Origin of the sequence: Thioclava indica (genome assembly GCF_000714545.1) — a bacterium.
Taxonomy (GTDB): Bacteria; Pseudomonadota; Alphaproteobacteria; order Rhodobacterales; family Rhodobacteraceae; genus Thioclava; species Thioclava indica.
This window is the reverse complement of the sequence record NZ_AUNB01000029.1, coordinates 180,941-198,411: the sequence shown is the minus strand read 5'-3', so window position 1 is coordinate 198,411 and position 17,471 is coordinate 180,941. Positions and strand designations below refer to the sequence as shown.

General features: G+C 59.2%; 19 protein-coding genes. 13 read left to right on the top strand and 6 right to left on the bottom strand.

The features are described 5' to 3' along the window. Positions 1-24 precede the first annotated feature (24 nt). From DT23_RS10710 to DT23_RS10655, 12 genes are all read left to right on the top strand, one after another. A complete protein-coding gene (locus DT23_RS10710) occupies positions 25-384 on the top strand; it encodes a ribulose bisphosphate carboxylase small subunit (RefSeq protein WP_038131081.1) in 360 nt (119 codons plus the stop codon). 66 nt (positions 385-450) lie between these two features. Next, on the top strand, positions 451-1,287 hold the full coding sequence (locus DT23_RS10705) for a CbbQ/NirQ/NorQ/GpvN family protein (protein WP_038131079.1): 837 nt from the start codon (positions 451-453) through the stop codon (positions 1,285-1,287). 10 nt (positions 1,288-1,297) lie between these two features. After that, on the top strand, positions 1,298-3,625 hold the full coding sequence (locus DT23_RS10700; protein WP_038131078.1) for a nitric oxide reductase activation protein NorD: 2,328 nt from the start codon (positions 1,298-1,300) through the stop codon (positions 3,623-3,625). 18 nt (positions 3,626-3,643) lie between these two features. Further along, the gene (rpe, locus tag DT23_RS10695) at positions 3,644-4,345 is read left to right on the top strand and encodes a ribulose-phosphate 3-epimerase (RefSeq protein WP_038131076.1); all 702 of its coding nucleotides are present in this window, start codon (positions 3,644-3,646) and stop codon (positions 4,343-4,345) included. A gap of 87 nt (positions 4,346-4,432) precedes the next feature. Continuing rightward, positions 4,433-5,341 (top strand): MBL fold metallo-hydrolase, encoded by a 909-nt coding sequence (locus DT23_RS10690; RefSeq protein WP_038131075.1) that lies wholly within the window; start codon positions 4,433-4,435, stop codon positions 5,339-5,341. A gap of 1 nt (position 5,342) precedes the next feature. Continuing rightward, positions 5,343-6,299: an MBL fold metallo-hydrolase gene (locus DT23_RS10685; RefSeq protein ID WP_038131074.1), complete on the top strand. Its 957-nt coding sequence runs from the start codon at positions 5,343-5,345 to the stop codon at positions 6,297-6,299. A gap of 8 nt (positions 6,300-6,307) precedes the next feature. Beyond that, positions 6,308-6,862 carry a thioredoxin family protein gene (locus tag DT23_RS10680; protein ID WP_038131073.1) on the top strand — a complete coding sequence of 185 codons (555 nt, stop codon included), beginning with the start codon at positions 6,308-6,310 and terminating at the stop codon, positions 6,860-6,862. Then, positions 6,859-7,518: a phosphoglycolate phosphatase gene (locus DT23_RS10675; RefSeq protein ID WP_038131072.1), complete on the top strand. Its 660-nt coding sequence runs from the start codon at positions 6,859-6,861 to the stop codon at positions 7,516-7,518. The genes DT23_RS10680 and DT23_RS10675 overlap by 4 nt, the downstream gene beginning before the upstream one ends. A gap of 130 nt (positions 7,519-7,648) precedes the next feature. Further along, on the top strand, positions 7,649-8,512 hold the full coding sequence (locus DT23_RS10670; protein WP_205618234.1) for an MBL fold metallo-hydrolase: 864 nt from the start codon (positions 7,649-7,651) through the stop codon (positions 8,510-8,512). A 63-nt stretch (positions 8,513-8,575) separates the two neighbouring features. Then, the gene (locus tag DT23_RS10665; protein WP_038131071.1) at positions 8,576-9,019 is read left to right on the top strand and encodes a protein tyrosine phosphatase family protein; all 444 of its coding nucleotides are present in this window, start codon (positions 8,576-8,578) and stop codon (positions 9,017-9,019) included. A gap of 9 nt (positions 9,020-9,028) precedes the next feature. After that, positions 9,029-10,780 carry a SulP family inorganic anion transporter gene (locus DT23_RS10660; RefSeq protein ID WP_038131070.1) on the top strand — a complete coding sequence of 584 codons (1,752 nt, stop codon included), beginning with the start codon at positions 9,029-9,031 and terminating at the stop codon, positions 10,778-10,780. A gap of 63 nt (positions 10,781-10,843) precedes the next feature. Further along, complete coding sequence (locus tag DT23_RS10655) at positions 10,844-11,668, top strand: helix-turn-helix transcriptional regulator (RefSeq protein ID WP_338064222.1); 825 nt, start codon at positions 10,844-10,846, stop codon at positions 11,666-11,668. Positions 11,669-11,745: 77 nt separating this feature from the next. Here DT23_RS10655 and tsf read toward each other — a convergent pair whose 3' ends face one another. The 3 genes from tsf to DT23_RS10640 all read right to left on the bottom strand — a co-directional run bounded on the left by tsf (position 11,746) and on the right by DT23_RS10640 (position 14,728). Then, positions 11,746-12,627 (bottom strand): translation elongation factor Ts, encoded by an 882-nt coding sequence (gene tsf / locus DT23_RS10650; protein ID WP_038131068.1) that lies wholly within the window; start codon positions 12,625-12,627, stop codon positions 11,746-11,748. Positions 12,628-12,699: 72 nt separating this feature from the next. Further along, entirely contained in the window at positions 12,700-13,476 is a 777-nt protein-coding gene (rpsB, locus tag DT23_RS10645) for a 30S ribosomal protein S2 (protein WP_038131156.1), read from the bottom strand. 199 nt (positions 13,477-13,675) lie between these two features. Further along, positions 13,676-14,728: a sensor histidine kinase gene (locus DT23_RS10640; protein WP_038131067.1), complete on the bottom strand. Its 1,053-nt coding sequence runs from the start codon at positions 14,726-14,728 to the stop codon at positions 13,676-13,678. Between the two features lie 359 nt (positions 14,729-15,087). On the opposite strand from DT23_RS10640, the gene DT23_RS10635 reads away from it, so the two are divergent. Continuing rightward, positions 15,088-15,384, top strand: a complete 297-nt coding sequence (locus DT23_RS10635; protein ID WP_162177219.1) for a hypothetical protein — start codon at positions 15,088-15,090, stop codon at positions 15,382-15,384. On the opposite strand, the gene DT23_RS10630 is transcribed toward DT23_RS10635, so the two are convergent. From DT23_RS10630 to DT23_RS10620, 3 genes are read right to left on the bottom strand one after another with little or no spacing between them, the layout of a single operon-like run. Beyond that, on the bottom strand, positions 15,381-15,902 hold the full coding sequence (locus DT23_RS10630) for a gamma carbonic anhydrase family protein (RefSeq protein ID WP_038131065.1): 522 nt from the start codon (positions 15,900-15,902) through the stop codon (positions 15,381-15,383). The genes DT23_RS10635 and DT23_RS10630 overlap by 4 nt on opposite strands. Continuing rightward, positions 15,899-16,543: a guanylate kinase gene (gene gmk, locus DT23_RS10625; protein ID WP_038131064.1), complete on the bottom strand. Its 645-nt coding sequence runs from the start codon at positions 16,541-16,543 to the stop codon at positions 15,899-15,901. The genes DT23_RS10630 and gmk overlap by 4 nt, the downstream gene beginning before the upstream one ends. Positions 16,544-16,547: 4 nt before the next feature. Beyond that, entirely contained in the window at positions 16,548-17,426 is an 879-nt protein-coding gene (locus tag DT23_RS10620) for a YicC/YloC family endoribonuclease (RefSeq protein ID WP_038131154.1), read from the bottom strand. Positions 17,427-17,471 lie beyond the last annotated feature (45 nt).

Sequence of the window (17,471 nt, the reverse complement as noted above, 5' to 3'; positions counted from 1 at the left end):
AACACCTGAGAAAGGATTGAAACCATGAGTGGAATGCAAGACTACGGCTCGCGTATCTCAGATCCCAACAGCCGCAAGATGGGCACGTTTTCCTACCTGCCGCAACTAAGTGCAGACGAGCTGCGCAAGCAGGTGGAATATATCGTCAGCAAGGGGTGGAACCCTGCCATTGAGCATACCGAACCGGAAAATACCCGCTCGAATTTCTGGTATATGTGGAAGCTACCAATGTTTGGCGAAACCGATGTCGATGCGATCTTTGCCGAGATCGACATGTGCCGCAAAGCCAACCCCAAGAACCACGTCCGCCTTGTCGGCTATGACAACTTCAAGCAGACGCAGGGCACCTCGATGGTGGTTCACCGGGCCGAAATGACGGCCTGATCCCCCAAGGTCGGGCCGCATTTCCTGTGGCCCGACCCCCACCCGCGCGACCGGAGGGCACCCGCCATGAGCGATATCGATACCAGCCAGTTTCTGATCAAGACCGAACCCTATTACCGCCCCGTAGGCGATGAGATCGACCAATACGCCGCCGCCTATGACGTGCGCATGCCGGTGATGCTCAAGGGGCCAACGGGCTGTGGTAAATCCCGCTTTGTCGAATATATGGCGTGGAAATTGCAGCGCCCGCTGATCACCGTGGCCTGTAACGAGGACATGACCGCTTCTGATCTGATCGGGCGGTTTCTGCTCGATATCAACGGCACGAAATGGCAGGACGGGCCGCTGACCGTGGCCGCGCGGATCGGCGCGATCTGTTATCTCGACGAGGTGGTCGAGGCGCGTCAGGATACCACCGTCGTGATCCACCCGCTGACCGATCACCGCCGCCAGTTGCCGCTGGAGAAAAAGGGCGAGCTGGTCGATGCCCATCCCGATTTTCAGGTCGTGATTTCGTATAACCCCGGCTACCAGTCGATGATGAAGGATCTCAAACAATCCACCAAACAGCGTTTTGGCGCGATGTCGTTTGACTATCCCAGCACCGGTACCGAGGCCGAGATCGTCGCCCATGAGGCCGGCATCGACCTGAAAACCGCCGAGCGTCTGGTGCAGGTCGCGCAACGCTCGCGCAATCTTAAGGGGCATGGGCTGGATGAAGGGATGTCGACCCGCCTGCTGGTCTATGCCGGCCAGTTGATCGCGAAAAACATCGCCCCGCAAGCCGCCTGCCAGATGGCGCTGGTCGAGCCGCTCACCGATGATGGTGATATGCGCGACACGCTGCAAGCGGCGGTGACGACCTTCTTCCCCGAGGTCTCTGACAGTTCCAAGGTGGCGTGAGGGCGATCACATGAAGGTCACTCTTGAGGATTACGCACCCGATCTGATCAAGGCCGCCCCCGAGTTGGAGGACAGATTGGAAGGGCTGTTTCACGACTCCGCGCGGGTGATGTCACCGGCGGGTCTCAAGGATTATCTCGACGGCGCGCGTGCGATGATCGCGCTTGGCAAGGGGCCGAAGCTGCTGGTGAGCTATCTCGACGAGATGCCTCAGGTGGTCAAGGAATGCGGCGAGGATGCCATTCGTGATGTCGTGGGCGCGGTGCTGAAACTGTCCTCAATGGTGTCGGGCGAGGTGCTGACGCTGGCGCTGTCCACCCTGCCCGGTGCAGCGCGCCGCTTTGGCGACCCCGAATTGCTGCGCGGCTATCTGGCGCTGCTGCATCGCCTTGCCGCGATGGCCCCGCGCGGGTTGCGCCCGATGTTTGGCGTGCTCGAAGAGTTGCTGGGCAAGCTGACTTTGTCTGGCCTGCGTCGCTGGGTCGATTTCGGCGTCGAGGCCTATCGCCGCGATCTGCCAAAACAGGCCGATTACTTCGGTTTAGTCTCGCAAGACAGCCGCGCCATCCTGAAACAGGAACGCCGCGGCACGCTGTTTATCGATAGCCAGCGGCGGCTCAATTTCTATCTGCGCGCATTCTGGGCGCGCGATTTCTTCCTGCGCCCCTCGGCGGCCGATTTCGCAGGGTTTCGCCCCTTTATCGAGTCCGGCGCGCTGCATCTGCCCGATGCTGTAGACGCGATCGGTGCGACCTCGGGGCTGGATCTGTATCGCGCGATGTGTGCGCATATGGCCGCCCATATCGCCTATTCCGATCGCGGTCTGGGGCATGGGGCGCTTAACCCCGCGCAGATTTTTCTGATTGGCCTGTTTGAGGATGCGCGGGTGGAGTATTGCGCGATTGCCGCTTTCCCGGGTCTCAAGACGATGTTTCAAACGCTGCTCCCCGAAAGCGCGCCCGGCACGTACGAACACGAAACGATGTATCTTTTGGAACGGATCGCGAAGGCGTTGATCAATCCGGGGCAGCGTCTGGGCGATGTCGAGATCGACAATATCATCGAAGCTTTCCACACCAATATCGCCGAGAATATGCGCGAGACGATGCTGTCATGGTCGCTTGGGATCGAACTGTATAATCTGCTCGCGGATCGCCGCGCCGTGCCAAGCCTGCGTATCCTCGAAAGCCTCGCCATTCCTTATCGCGACGACAACCGTTTTGTCTGGGCGATGGAGGGCTATGATTGGGACAATACCAACGCCTATCAGCCCGAGCTGGGGCAAGTGCGCAAAAATGTCGGCTTGATGGAGTTCGTCAACGAGGTCGATGTCGAGACCGCTGGCGATGATGCGCAAGAGATCTGGGTGCTTTCCTCCGAGCTTTTCCCCTACGAGGATGAGGGCGTTTCCTATAACGAACGCGAGGGTAAGGAGCCGGTCTCGGACCCGTTTCACTACAGCGAATGGGATTACAAGGTGCAACTGCACCGCCCTAGCTGGGCCACCGTTTATGAGCGCCGTCAGGGCAAGGGCGACCCCGAGGCGATTGACACCATCCTGACCGCCCATCGCGGCATCCGCCACCGCATCAAGCAAATCGTGGACCGGCTGCGCCCGCAAGGCGTGTCGCGCCAGCGCCGTCTTGAGGATGGCGACGAGTTGGATATCAACGCCGCCGTGGATGCGATGGTGATGACGCGGATCGGCCACCAACCCGACATGCGCATCACCATGCGCAACGTGATCAACCGGCGCGATCTGGCGGTGGTGATCTTGCTCGATCTGTCGCAATCCACCAATGAACAGGTGCGCGGCGCGGAAAAAACCGTGCTGGAACTGACACGCGAGGCTTCGGTGCTGGTGGCCTCGGCGATTGAGGGGATCGGCGATCCTTATGCCATTCACGGCTTTGCCTCGGACGGACGTCATGACGTGCAATATTACCGCTTCAAGGATTTCGAGCAAAAGCTCGACGCCGAGGCCAAGGCGCGCCTTGCGGGCATGAAGGGTGGGCTGTCCACGCGCATGGGCGCTGCGATGCGCCATGCCGGTCATCACCTTGCCGCGCGCCCCGAGTCCCACAAGCTGTTGTTGATCGTCACCGATGGCGAGCCTGCTGATATCGACGAACGCGATCCGCAATATCTGCGCGCGGATGCCAAGAAAGCGGCTTCCGAATTGGCGCAAATCGGCATATCCAGCTACTGTCTGACCCTCGACCCCGAGGCCGACCGGTATGTCCAGCGCATTTTCGGGGCGAATAACTACACGATCATCGATCAGGTCGAGCGCCTGCCCGAGAAACTGCCCACGCTGTTTGCGCAGCTGACAAAATGAGCCGCCAAGGAGGCCCCCATGAGCTTTGACCGTTCCATCAAGATCGCCCCTTCGATCCTTTCGGCCGATTTCGCCAATTTCGGGGCCGAGATCCGCGCGATTGAGGCGCAGGGCGCCGATTGGGTGCATGTCGATGTGATGGACGGGCATTTCGTGCCCAATCTCACCTTTGGCCCGCCCGCCGTGAAAGCGTTTCGCCCGCATGTGAAAACCTTTATGGACGTGCATCTGATGATCGCGCCCGTGGACCCCTATATCGAGGCCTATGCCGAGGCGGGTGCCGATATGATCGTGGCCCATTACGAGGCCGGGCCGCACCCCCATCGCACGCTTCAGGCGATCAAGGCAACGGGTGCAAAATGTGGCATCAGCCTCAATCCCGGCACGCCTGCGAGCGTGATCGAATACCTGCTCGATCTGTGCGACATGGTGCTGGTGATGAGCGTGAACCCCGGTTTCGGCGGGCAGAAATTCATTCCCTCCAGCGTGCAAAAGGTTGCTCAGGTGCGCAAGATGATCGGTGATCGCGAGATCCATATTCAGGTCGATGGCGGGGTTGATCCCAACACGGTCGGCCCGCTGGTCGCGGCGGGGGCGGATTGCTTTGTCGCAGGCTCGGCAGTGTTCAAGGGCGGCTCGGTCGACACCCCCGAGGTGTATGGGCAGAACATGCGCGCGATCCGTGCGGCCGCCGAAGGAGCGCTGAAAGCGGCGCAATAATCGCACCTTTGTGATCTGCATGCTTGCCCTGCGACACTCTGTCGTTCATATTCGCTAAATTGAATACCTGTTTAGGGAGGAACGGGCATGAGATTTTCGCGACGCACACTCTTGCGCGGGGCACTGGCAACCACGGTTGCAAGCGCCCTGCCCCAGTTCAGCTTTGCCGCGCAATCGCTGGAACTGGGCAACGCACGGATCGACACGCTGTCAGACGGCAATCTGGTCTTGCCGCTCAGCTTTGTGTCTGACGACCCCAAGGCCGCGCCGATCCTGAAGGATTACGGCATCACCGGCCCTGAGGTCGAGCCGCCCTGCAACCTGACGCTTTATCGCGACGGCACCAATACGGTGCTGTTTGATGTCGGCGCTGGCCCCGATTTCATGCCCTCAGCGGGCAAGCTGCAAGCCGCGCTCGACGCGCTAGAAATCAGCCGCGATGACGTGACCCATGTCGTGTTCACCCACGGCCACCCCGATCACCTTTGGGGCGTTCTGGATGATTTCGACGAGGCGATCTTTGCCAATGCCCAGCACCTGATGGGCAAGACCGAGTTCGATTACTGGATCAACCCCGAGACCGTGAACAAGATTGACGCGGGGCGCACGACCTTTGCGGCGGGCGCGTTACGGCGGCTGCAAACACTTGAAGATCAATTCACAACCTTCGGAGATGGCGAGGAAATCCTTCCCGGTATCGCCTCGCGCATGACGCCGGGGCACACGCCGGGTCATATGTCATTCGAGATCCGCAATGGCAGCACGTCCGCGATGGTGACGGGTGATGCGATCGTCAATCACTTCCTCGCCTTCGCAGCGCCAGGCATGATGGCGGGATCGGACCAAGACCCCGATCTAGGGGCCAAGACACGCGTCGCGCTGCTCGATCAAATCGCGTCCGAGATGATGCCGATCATTGGCTTCCACCTCCCCGAGGGCGGCTTGGGCCATGTCGAGCGCGTGGGTGACGCTTATCGTTATGTTCCAGAGGTATGATATGAAAAACCTGTTTATTGCCAGTGCATTATTGGCGCTTCTTAATGTAACTCCCGTCTTCGCCTCCGAGGATATTCCCGACCAATATCCCGGCTCGGTGCTCTATTCCAAACCCTATGAGGTGATCCCCGGAATCTGGTCGGCGATTGGGGCCACCGCGCCCCCGACTTATGAAAACGCGGGCCATAACAACAACCTCTCTTTCATCGTGACTGGCGAAGGTGTGGTCGTGGTCAACTCGGGCGCGTCCTACAAGCTGGCCGAAGCATTGCACAAGGAAATCAAGGCCGTAACGGACGAACCTGTTAAGCTTGTCATCAATGAAAATGGTCAGAACCATTCGATGCTGGGCAATAATTACTGGATCGAACAGGGCGTGCCGGTGCTCGGCCATGTGGATGCAGCCGCCGAATTCGAGGACGGGATGGGTTCGGCTCTGGCGGGGCTGCAAGGCTACGCCAAGGAAAACGCCGAAGGCACCGACCCGATGGGTCCGACCGAGACGTTTGAGGATGAGCGCGTCCTCACGATGGGCGATTACGAGATCCACGTGATGAACCTTGGCCCCGCGCACAGCCCCGGCGACACGCAGGTCTGGCTGCCCAAGCAAGGCTTTATGATTGCCGGCGACATCGCGTTTTCCGAACGCATGATGCCAATCTTTTCAGGCACTTGCACGACTTGTTGGATCGACACTTGGGAAACCAAGTTCATGCCCCTCCAGCCCACGTTCATCATCCCTGGTCATGGTCATCCGACCAACCTTGCGCAGGTCACTCGCTACACCCGTGATTATCTTGTGTATTTGCGTGGCAAGATTGGTGCGCATATTGAGGAAGGTGGCGATCTGGCCAGCGCCTATTACGTCGATCAAAGCCCCTACGAACATCTTGATACGTTCGAGGAGCTGGCGACGAAAAACGCGGGCGTCGTCTACGAGGAAATGGAATTCGAATAGGAGGCCGCATGGCTGTCACCCCCCCTGTCTGCGATTTTGGCTGGAAGGCACCGGATTTCGCGCTGCCCGCCACCGATGGCAAGACCTACGCCCTTGACGATATCCGCGGCCCCAATGGCACCTTGGTCATGTTCATCTGCAACCACTGCCCCTATGTGCAATCCGTTCTCGACCGGATCTTGCGCGACGCGGCAGAGTTGCAGGCGGCGGGGATTGGCGTGGTGGCGATCTCGGCCAATGATGCCAGCGACTACCCCGAAGATAGCTTTGAAAACATGGGAAAACTCGCGCGTGATCGCGGTTTCACCTTTCCTTACCTCTATGATGAAAGCCAAGCGGTTGCCAAGGCTTACGGCGCGGCCTGCACACCGGATTTCTTTGGCTTTGACGCGCAGGACGGGCTGCAATATCGCGGTCGCCTTGATGCCTCGACCAAGCAAGCTGGTCCCGTAGATGCCAAACGCGAGTTATACGAGGCCATGATGATGGTCGCCAAAACCGGCGCAGGCCCACGCGAGCAAACCCCCTCGATGGGCTGTTCGATCAAGTGGAAAACCGCATGAGCGCGCCGTCCGTTATCTTTGATCTCGATGGCACGCTGATCGATTCCGTGCCCGCGATTCACGCTGTGTCAAACGCTGTGCTGAGCGATATGGGGTTTGCGCCGCTGACGCTGCCGATGATCCGGTCTTTCGTGGGCAAGGGCGTGCCAAACCTTGTGCGCCAGCTTCTGATTACCTCGGGCGAAGACCCCGATGGGCCGCTATTCTCGCATGTGGAAAGCGCATTGATCGCGCGCTATGAAACCGATGTGGATGGCAATGTGATCTATCCCGGCGTGATCGCAGCACTCGATCAGCTCGCGGATCGGGGCTGTAAAATGGCCGTATGCACCAACAAACCCTTCGCCCCTGCCGAGGCGGCGATGCGCCATGTCGGGCTGTGGGAGCGCTTTGAGGTTGTGCTGGGCGGTGATAGTCGCCCGACGCGCAAACCCGACCCCGAGATGCTGCATCATTGCCATACGTTGCTGGGTGGCGGCGCGATGCTTTATGTCGGTGATAGTGAGGTGGATGCCGAAACCGCAGCCAATGCCAAGGCGAAATTCGCGCTTTATACCGAGGGCTATCGCAAGACCCCGGTGCATGAGATGCCCCATGATGTCGCGTTCTCCGACTTCAAAATGTTGCCCGCAATCGTTGAGCATTTCGAATGGTAGCAGGCGGTTTGAAGGCGACCTCGCGCATGTCTCGCCGCGCAAGCTCACGTCAAGACTGGGACAACGTGCCGCAATGTCATAAATTCAGCCCACGCCATATGGCAGGGAAACGTTAATGGAGGCCAACATGATCAAACCAGACGTCAAAGGCTTTTTCGATACCGCCACGTTCACCGTGTCCTATGTCGTGAAAGACCCCGGCAGCACCGCCTGCGCCATCGTTGATAGCGTGCTGGATTTCGACTATTCCTCGGGGCGCACCGATACCAAATCCGCCGATGCGGTGATCGCCTATGTCCAAGAGCAAGGCCTTGATGTCCAATGGATTTTGGAAAGCCATGTCCATGCCGATCACCTGTCAGCCGCGCCCTATATTCAGGAACGCGTTGGCGGTAAAATCGGCATCGGTGATCGCATTCAGGTCGTGCAGGATACGTTTGGCAAGATCTTCAATGAAGGCACCGAGTTCCAGCGCGATGGCAGCCAGTTCGACAAGCTGTTTGCCGAGGGCGACACGTTTGAAATTGGCGCGCTTCAGGGGCGCGTTTTGCACACGCCCGGCCACACGCCGGCTTGTCTCACATATGTGATCGGGGATGCCGCCTTTGTCGGCGATACGCTGTTCATGCCCGATTTCGGTACGGCGCGCTGTGATTTCCCCGGCGGATCGGCGGAAACGCTTTATAATTCGATCCAGAAGATCCTCGCCCTGCCCGATGAAACGCGCATCTTCGTAGGCCATGATTACAAGGCTCCGGGGCGCGACGAGTTCGTGTGGGAGACCAGCGTTGCCGACGAAAAAGCGCGCAACATCCATATCGGGGGCGGTAAATCGCAGGCCGATTTCGTCAAGATGCGCTCTGAACGCGACGCAACGCTCGCGATGCCGAAACTCATCATCCCCTCGTTGCAGGTGAATATGCGTGCAGGTCAAATGCCGCCCGCCGATGATGAGGGCAAAACCTATCTTAAAGTCCCGGTGAACGGGCTTTGATCAAACGGGGCGGGCGCGAACACCCGCCCCTTTTTTGTGACTTCAGGACAGACAGGAAACCGCATGGACCATCGCAAACTTTCTGACCATTTTTCGGTCGCCCCCCAGATTGAACCCGAAGACGTGGCCAAACTCGCCGAGATGGGCTTTCGCACTTTGATCACCAATCGCCCCGACGAAGAAATCGAGGATGAGGAACATCGTTCGGCCAATATGGCCAGCCTCGCCGCGAAACACGGGATGAATTACCACTACCTGCCCTATTATCCCGGCGAGATGACCTTTGACTTGGTGGCCGATTACGAAGCGATCATGAAATCCGCACCCAAGCCTGCATTCGGCTATTGCCGCTCGGGCACACGCAGCTCGCATCTTTGGGGGATGAGCCAGGCGGGTCTGATGGAGCTCGACAAGATCGTCGAGACTGCGGCCAATGCGGGCTATGATCACAGTTCGCTGATGCCCGTGTTGAAGTTTTACGCCACCCGGCGCGGTAAAAACGGCTAATAACACCCTATGCTCAAAAGATATTTCCCGATCCTCACTTGGGGTCGCACCTATGATCGTCCGACATTTGAGGCCGATCTTGTCGCCGCTGTGATTGTGACGATCATGCTGATCCCGCAATCGCTGGCCTATTCGCTGCTGGCGGGGATGCCGGCGCAATACGGGCTTTATGCGTCGGTGCTGCCGCTGCTGATCTACGCCGTGCTTGGCACGTCGCGCCCGCTGGCCGTGGGCCCGGTTGCGGTGATCTCGCTGATGACGGCGGCGGCGGTTAGCAAGGTCGCGGTTCAGGGCACGGCTGATTACATCACGGCAGCGGTCGCGCTGGCGTTCTTGTCGGGCGTGATGCTGGTGGTGATGGGGCTTTTGCGCATGGGGTTCGTCACGGCGTTTCTCAGCCACCCGGTGCTGTCGGGATTTACCTCGGCGGTGGGGATTTTGATCGCGGCGGGTCAGGTAAAACACTTCTTCGGCGTTAAAGCCGATAGCGGCGGGCTTTACGAAATCCTCTCAAGCCTCTGGGCGCATCTCGCGCAAACCAACGTGGCGACCGTTCTGATCTCGATCCTGTCGCTGGGCTTTCTGTTTTGGGCGCGGCGTGGGATGAAGCCGCGCTTGCGGCGCGCTGGGGTTTCGCCGCGCATCGCGGATATCCTGACGCGCGCCTCTCCGGTCTTTGCTGTCGCCGTGACAATCGCGCTGACATGGATCTTCGGGCTGGAGGGGCGCGGCGTTGCGGTTGTAGGCACTGTGCCGCTGGGCTTTCCCGTCCCCACCCTGCCCTCGTTCGACCCCGCGCTTTGGCAAGAGCTGTTCGTCCCAGCGCTGCTGATCGCGATCATCGGCTATGTCGAGACGATCTCGGTGGCACAAACCTTGGCGGCCAAAAAACGCCAACGCATTGATCCCGATCAGGAATTTATCGCTTTGGGCGGGGCCTCTATCGGCTCGGCCATCTCGGGGTCATTCCCGATCACGGGTGGATTTGCGCGTTCGGTCGTCAGCTATGAGGCCGGTGCGACCACGCCCGCCGCCGGGGCCTACACGGCGATCGGCGTTGCGATTGCGACCTTTACGCTGACGCCTGCGCTCTATTATCTGCCCCGCGCGACGCTGGCCGCGACGATCTTTGTGTCGGTGCTGACGCTGGTGGATTTCGCCGCGCTCAAACGCACCTTCAGCTATGCGCCGCGCGAAGGTATCGCGATGGTGCTGACGATCCTTGTGACGCTGCTGCGCGGCGTTGAAGACGGCATCGCCTTTGGTGTCGTGCTGTCGATCGCGCTGCATCTCTGGAGCAGCTCGCGCCCCCATGTCGCTGAACTCGGCCAGGTGCCCGGCACCGAGCACTTCCGCAATGTCGAGCGTCACCGCGTGATCAGCCCCCCCGGTGTGCTGTCGCTGCGCATCGACGAAAGCCTGTGGTTTCCAAATGCGCGTTTCGTCGAAGAGATGATCTATGACCGCATCGCAACGGATCAGTCGATCAAGCATGTCGTGCTGAATTGCCCGGCGGTGAATCACATCGACAGTTCGGCGCTGGAGGCACTCGAAGAGGTCAACGACCAGCTGAAGGATGCGGGCGTGCGCCTGCATCTGTCCGAGGTTAAGGGGCCGGTGATGGACGCGCTGACGCGTTCCGATTTGCTCACGCATCTGGGCGGGCAGATCTATCTGACCCATCACGATGCGCTGGCCGCTTTGGCGCCCAATCTCACCCGACAAACCGCGTCTCAGGGACGCTGCGAGACGCATCGATAAGAGCTGACGTTCAGGTCAGTTTAATGTATATCTACCCGAGTTGGTGGCAGTGAAGGGTCACCAATGCGGCAATCAATTTGTAGACCAAGGTCGACTGTGCGGGGGCATGTTTCAATGTTAGCATTTTGTGAAGCCGTCTTAAACTCGCGTGATATAAAAGAAATTTGGGATTTGCATTGCCGCGAGATGGCGCAATTTGGGTTTGATCGACTGATCTATGCCTTCAGCAGTCTTCGCACGACGAATAGTTTCGCCGATCTGGACGACGCGCTTATCTTGTCCAACCATTCCCAAGCCTATCTCAAAGATTTCCTACATTCCGGAAAATTCCGCGATGCACCGATGGTGAATTGGGCGGTGAACAATGACGGAGCGCGGTCATGGCGTTGGGCCGGTGAGCGTGCCAGTTTTACCCAGCTGACCCCGGCGGAAATTGACGTTATCGACATTAACAATCGCCACGGGGTCACCGCCGGGTATTCAATCGGCTTTGGCGACCTGTCAAGCCGGGCGCATGGCGCGATGGGGCTCGTGGGGCAATACGGGTTGAGTCAGGATGATGTCGACCAGATCTGGGACGAAAACGCGCGCGTTTTGTTGACGATGAACCGGCTGGTGCATCAGCGTATTTCCACCATGCCCTTCGCGACTGCGCGCCGCCCGTTAACCAATCGTCAGCGCGAAGTGTTGGAGTGGGTCGCGGATGGCAAGACGACGGCGGATATTGCGGTGATCATGGGGCTGACCAGTTCGACGGTTGAAAAGCATCTGCGTTTGGCGCGCGAGGGGCTGGATGTTGACACGACCGCGCAAGCAGTGATGAAAGCCTCGTTGCAAAAGCAGATTTTCATGACGATGCCGCCCTATCGCGGGGCGATTTCGCCTTAAACCCACGTCTGCGCGTCTTCCAATAGCAAACGCCGCCCTCTTTGCAGAGAGCGGCGTTCATTCGATCAAAGACTTGATTATTTGCCAGCGGCGGTCTTGGCGACCTCAGCAGCGAAATCTTCTTCTTTTTTCTCGATGCCTTCGCCGACTTCCATACGCACGAAGCCGGTGATTTCAACGCCGGCGTCCTTGGCAGCTTGCGCCACGGTCAGATCGGGGTTGACGACAAACGCTTGATTCAAAAGCGTGACTTCGGCAACGAACTTGTTCATCCGGCCCACGATCATCTTTTCAATCACAGCTTCGGGCTTGCCCGATTCCCGCGCGATCTCCATTTGGACGGACTTCTCTTTTTCCACGATAGCGGGATCAAGATCAGCCTCGGACAAAGCGGCCGGGTTGGTCGCGGCGATATGCATCGCGATCTGTTTGCCGATACCGTTGTCAGCACCTTTCAGCGCAACCAGAACGCCGATTTTGCCCATGCCATCGGTGGCGGCATTGTGCACGTAATGCACAATTTCGTCGCCTTGCAGCATATGCATGCGGCGCAGCGTCATGTTTTCGCCGATACGCGCGATTGCGTCGGTCAGCACGTCATCAACGGTCTTGCCGTTCAGATGCGCAGCCTTCACAACCTCAACCGTCTCACCGGTTTCCAGCGCCACTTCGGCGATGTCAGCGACGAGCTTTTGGAAGTCGGCGTTTTTGGCGACGAAGTCGGTTTCCGAGTTCACCTCGATGGCGACACCTTTGCCATCGCTGACGGCGACGGCCACAAGACCCTCGGCAGCCACACGGCCCGATTTCTTGGCCGCTTTCGCAAGCCCCTTGGTGCGCAGCCAGTCAACGGCGGCTTCCATATCGCCATCCGTTTCGGTCAACGCTTTTTTCGCGTCCATCATGCCTGCGCCGGTGGATTCGCGCAGTTCCTTAACCTGAGCGGCAGTAATCGCCATGGTCGGATCTCCTTAATGAAGTCTTGGAGGGCGGGATATCCCGCCCTCATGTCAACTGGGTGACAGCAAAGATCAGGCGTCTGCCTGCACTTCGGCCTCGGCCAGAGCCTCTTCTTCCGGGGTGTCGGTCAACGCGCCCAGATCGACGCCAGCGGCGCCCATTTGTGCGGTCATGCCGTCCAGAGCTGCGCGCGACACCAGATCGCAATACAGCGCAATCGCACGCGCCGCATCGTCATTGCCCGGAATGATGTAGTCGATGCCATTGGGCGGGCAGTTGCTATCCACCACAGCCACAACCGGGATGCCCAGTTTATTGGCTTCTGCGATGGCCAGCGATTCCTTGTTGACGTCGATCACGAACAGCAGGTCGGGAAGACCGCCCATTTCGCGAATACCGCCAAGCGAGGCTTGCAGTTTCGTTTGGTCGCGCTCAAGACCGAGACGCTCTTTTTTGGTCAGACCACCCGCACCGGTTTCCAGTTTTTCGTCGATCTCGTTGAGACGTTTGATCGATTGCGAAACGGTTTTCCAGTTGGTGAGCGTGCCGCCCAGCCAACGGTGGTTCATGTAATACTGTGCGCATTTTTCAGCAGCATCCGCGATCGGCTTGGCCGCCTGACGCTTGGTGCCCACAAACAGCACGCGGCCGTTTTTGGCAACGGTGTCACGCACGACTTGCAGCGCCGCGTCCAGCATCGGGACGGTTTGCGTCAGATCGAAGATGTGGATGCCGTTACGCTCGCCATAGATGAACTCGCCCATGCGGGGGTTCCAGCGTTGCGTTTGGTGACCGTAGTGAACGCCAGCTTCCAAGAGCTGACGCATGGTGAATTCAGGAAGCGCCATGTCCATTTTCCTTTTCCGGTTTGGCCTGAGCGGAGGATCTCAGGGCGAATGCCCCAACCGGTGGACCTTTGGGGATGTCTCTCCCATTGGCCCGCCTCCGCCTGTGAAGTGCGCGCGATATAGACGCTGTGTGCGGGCTTGGCAAGCCAAATAGGCGAAACTGCCAGGTTTATTGGCACAGGCGCGGAATTCACGCAGATCAGGTCTCCGGAAGAATGATGGTGAACCGGCTGCCCTCGCCCGGTTTGCTCTCGATGCGCATCCGGCCACGATGGCGCGCCACGATATGTTTCACAATCGCAAGCCCCAGCCCGGTGCCGCCCTGCTCGCGGGCGCGATGGGTGTCGACGCGGTAAAACCGCTCGGTCAGGCGGGGCAGATGCTGCGGTGCAATGCCCTCGCCACGATCACTCACCTCGATGCGCAAAGCCGGACCGCGCAGCACGGGCTCGGTGGCCATACGGCTGACCGAGATGCGCACCTCACCGCCCTGCCCGCCATATTTGATCGCATTTTCAATCAGGTTGGTGAAAACTTGCGTAAGCTGGTCGCAATCGCCGGGCACGCTTAGCACACCGTTTTCCCCCTCACGTATGAGGGTAACGGACGCCGCCTGCGCATTATGCTCTAGCGTCTGCATCACCGAGCGCAGCACGGCGCTGATATCGACCGAAGCGGTCGGGCGCATCCGCTCATCGCCCTCAACCCGGCTCAGCGACAAAAGATCGCCCACCAGACGGTTCATCCGCGCGGCTTCGCGTTCCATGATGCTCAGGAACCGGTCGCGCGCCTTGGGATCATCGCGCGCCGCGCTGCGCAGCGTTTCGATAAACCCCATCAGCGCGGTTAGCGGTGTGCGCAATTCATGGCTGACATTGGCCACAAAATCGCGCCGCATCTCAACGGCGGTTTCCAGCGCGGTGATGTCCTCAAAGCTTACCAACACGCCGCCTTTGCCCTGTGACAGCTCGGGCGAGAGCGCCACCACGCTGGCGAGTTGCACGCTCTGCGCCCCGTCGCGCGAGCTTAGCCGCAACCTCACACGGTCAGGCTGTTCTCCGCCAAGCGCGCGATCAACGGCCGTTCCAAAATCGGGTTGGCGCAAAATGGTCACATAGGGCCGGCCCAACGCATGCGCGCCAAAAATCTGTTGCGCCTTTGGGTTGATTGCCAAAATGCGCTCATCCGCCCCGATTTGCAGCACGGCATGAGGCAAAATCTCAATCATGGCAGTCAAATTCGGCGCGCTCATCGCTGCTCCATTCATCGCTTTATGCTCAGTTGACGTTTTTCTGTTCAGTGTAAAGTATTTGCGCCATTATGCTTGGGCTGTGTTATGTTTTTGTTAAGCCTTTAATGCGATCCTACCCTTACAGATTGCGGAACTGCGCTTGAGGCGAGCTTAAAAGCAAGCTAAACCTTAGCGTGTAGGCCGGGTGAAGGGTATGTGTCTCCGTTTGAAATGGTGCATGCTTTGAGACAAGAGAGTAGCTTAGTTAGATGTCCCGACTACCCTATTCCCGACAAGGGTTGCGCGCAGTTTTTCTGCACTCAAACGCGCTGAAAAGCTGTCGAAGAATGTTGTTGGTTGAACCAGCGCGCGAATTGCCCATGGCGCTACATGGGATTGAGGGCCTCAATCTGACGGTCGTGCAGTGGGATTCCATCACCACCGATCTTCTTGGCAGCATCGCCCCCGAGATTATTCTCGCGCCCCTGCTGTCGGCGCGCTTTGATATTCTTGATTTGGCGCGGTTGTTGAAATCGCTTGGTTATCGCGGCGCATTGCGCGCCTATTCTGCGCCGCTGCCCAATGCCAAAGTTATTCGCTCAGAAGTGAAGGTAGAATTCCCCGACCTTGATTTCACAATCTTCGAGGTGCCCCCCGGCCCCGAACGCGAACATTAGCTGACTACGCGCAGGCCCGCCCTGAAACGCGCCGCATTTTCGCGGTAATGCTCTGCCGATTGCAAAAGTCGCGTTTGCGCATCCGCATCAAGCTGGCGTATCACCTTGCCCGGCGCGCCCATCACCAAAGACCCGTCGGGGATCTCTTTGCCCTCTGTGATCAACGCACCCGCCCCGATCAGACAGCCCCGCCCGATCTTGGCCCCGTTGAGCACCGTCGCCCCCATCCCGATCAGTGACCCCTCACCGATCACGCAGCCATGCAGCATCGCCTTATGGCCAATCGTGCAATTCGCCCCGATCACCAGCGGAAAGCCCATATCGGTATGACACACCACGTTTTCCTGCACATTCGCGCCCGCGCCGACGCGGATCTCTTCGTTATCCCCGCGCAGCGTGGTGCCAAACCAGACCGAGGCCGCATCCTCCAGCACCACTTTACCAATCAAATTGGCATCGGGGGCCACCCAGGCGTCGGGGGCAATTTGCGGGGCAATTCCATCAAGCTCATAGATCATCGCGCATCAAACTCCGCATTGAGGCCGCGAACGAAATCGTTCAGGCTGGGTTGACGATCCGCGCGCGCGCGCTCGGCCGTAAGAATGGTTTTCAACTCGGCTTCGGCGGCATCCACATCGCGGTTTATAATGACGTAATCATACTCGCCCCAATGGCTGATCTCATCGCGCGATTTTGCCATGCGCCCCGCGATCACCTCGTCGCTGTCTTGTGCGCGGGTGCGCAAACGTGCCTCAAGATCGGCAATCGAGGGCGGCAGGATAAAGATCGACACCACATCCTTGGCGAGGCTGGAGCGGCGGATCTGCTGCCCGCCCTGCCAGTCGATATCAAACAGCGTATCGCGCCCCTGCGCCATCGCGGCCTCGACTGGCCCTTTGGGTGTGCCATAGAAATTGCCAAACACCTCGGCATGTTCCAGCATCCCATCGGCTTCAACCATGGCCGCGAATTCCGAACGCGTCTTGAAAAAATACTCCACCCCATCCGTTTCGCCGCTGCGCGGTTGGCGGGTGGTGGCCGAGACCGAAAAGCGCAGCGTCGGATCCCATTGCATCAAACGACGCGCCAAGGTGGATTTGCCCGCGCCCGAGGGGGAGGACAGGATGATCAGCAGGCCACGGCGGCGAGGCGTTTGCATGGGCTTACTCCACGTTCAAAATTTGTTCGCGCATCTGGTCGATCGCATATTTCAGATCCAGCCCGATCGCCGTCAATGCCGCATCACTGGATTTCGAACACAATGTGTTGGCCTCACGCACGAATTCCTGCGTCAGAAATTCAAACTTGCGCCCCACCGCGCCGGGATCGCCCAGCAAGGCCCAGGCGGCGGTGATATGGGCGCGCAGACGGTCGAGTTCCTCGGTGATATCGGCCTTCACCGCCAAAAGCGCGAGTTCTTGGGCTACGCGCGCTTCATCCGCGTTATGCGCACCGTCTATCACGCGGGCAAGATTTTCACGCAAATTGCGCGCAACTTCGGGGCGGCGCGCAGCGGCTGCTTGGTCTGCGGCCAGCGTCAGCTCGGTGATCCGCTCGATCTGAGAGGCGATCACCTGACCCAGTTCGCGCCCTTCGGCCACGCGCATCGCCAGAAAATCCGCCAGCACCGTTTGCACATCTTCCAGCAGCAGATCCGTCAGCGCCTTGGGGTCTTCAAGCGGGGCCACCGTATGATCAAGCACGCCGCGCATTGCCAAAATCTCGACTGGATTGGGCGGAACCATCGTAACGCCGCGATCCTTTGCCGCCACCTCTGCGGCCATTACCACATCAAGGGCAGCCTCAAGCGCAAGGTGATTGACGCGCAATGTCTCACCCCCGCCCAGCCGGTTTAAGCGCAACGAAACTTGGATATTGCCGCGCGTCGCCACCGCTGCCACCTCGCGACGCACTCCCGCCTCCAGCCCCTCCAGATCGGGCAGGCGCAAGCGAAGATCCAACCCCTTGCCATTGACCGAGCGGATTTCCCAACTCCATTCATGCCCCAGCCCCGCCCCTTGCGACGCGGCGAACCCGGTCATCGAAACGGTCTGGATTTGCGGACGGGGAGGTTGGGGCTGCTTAAC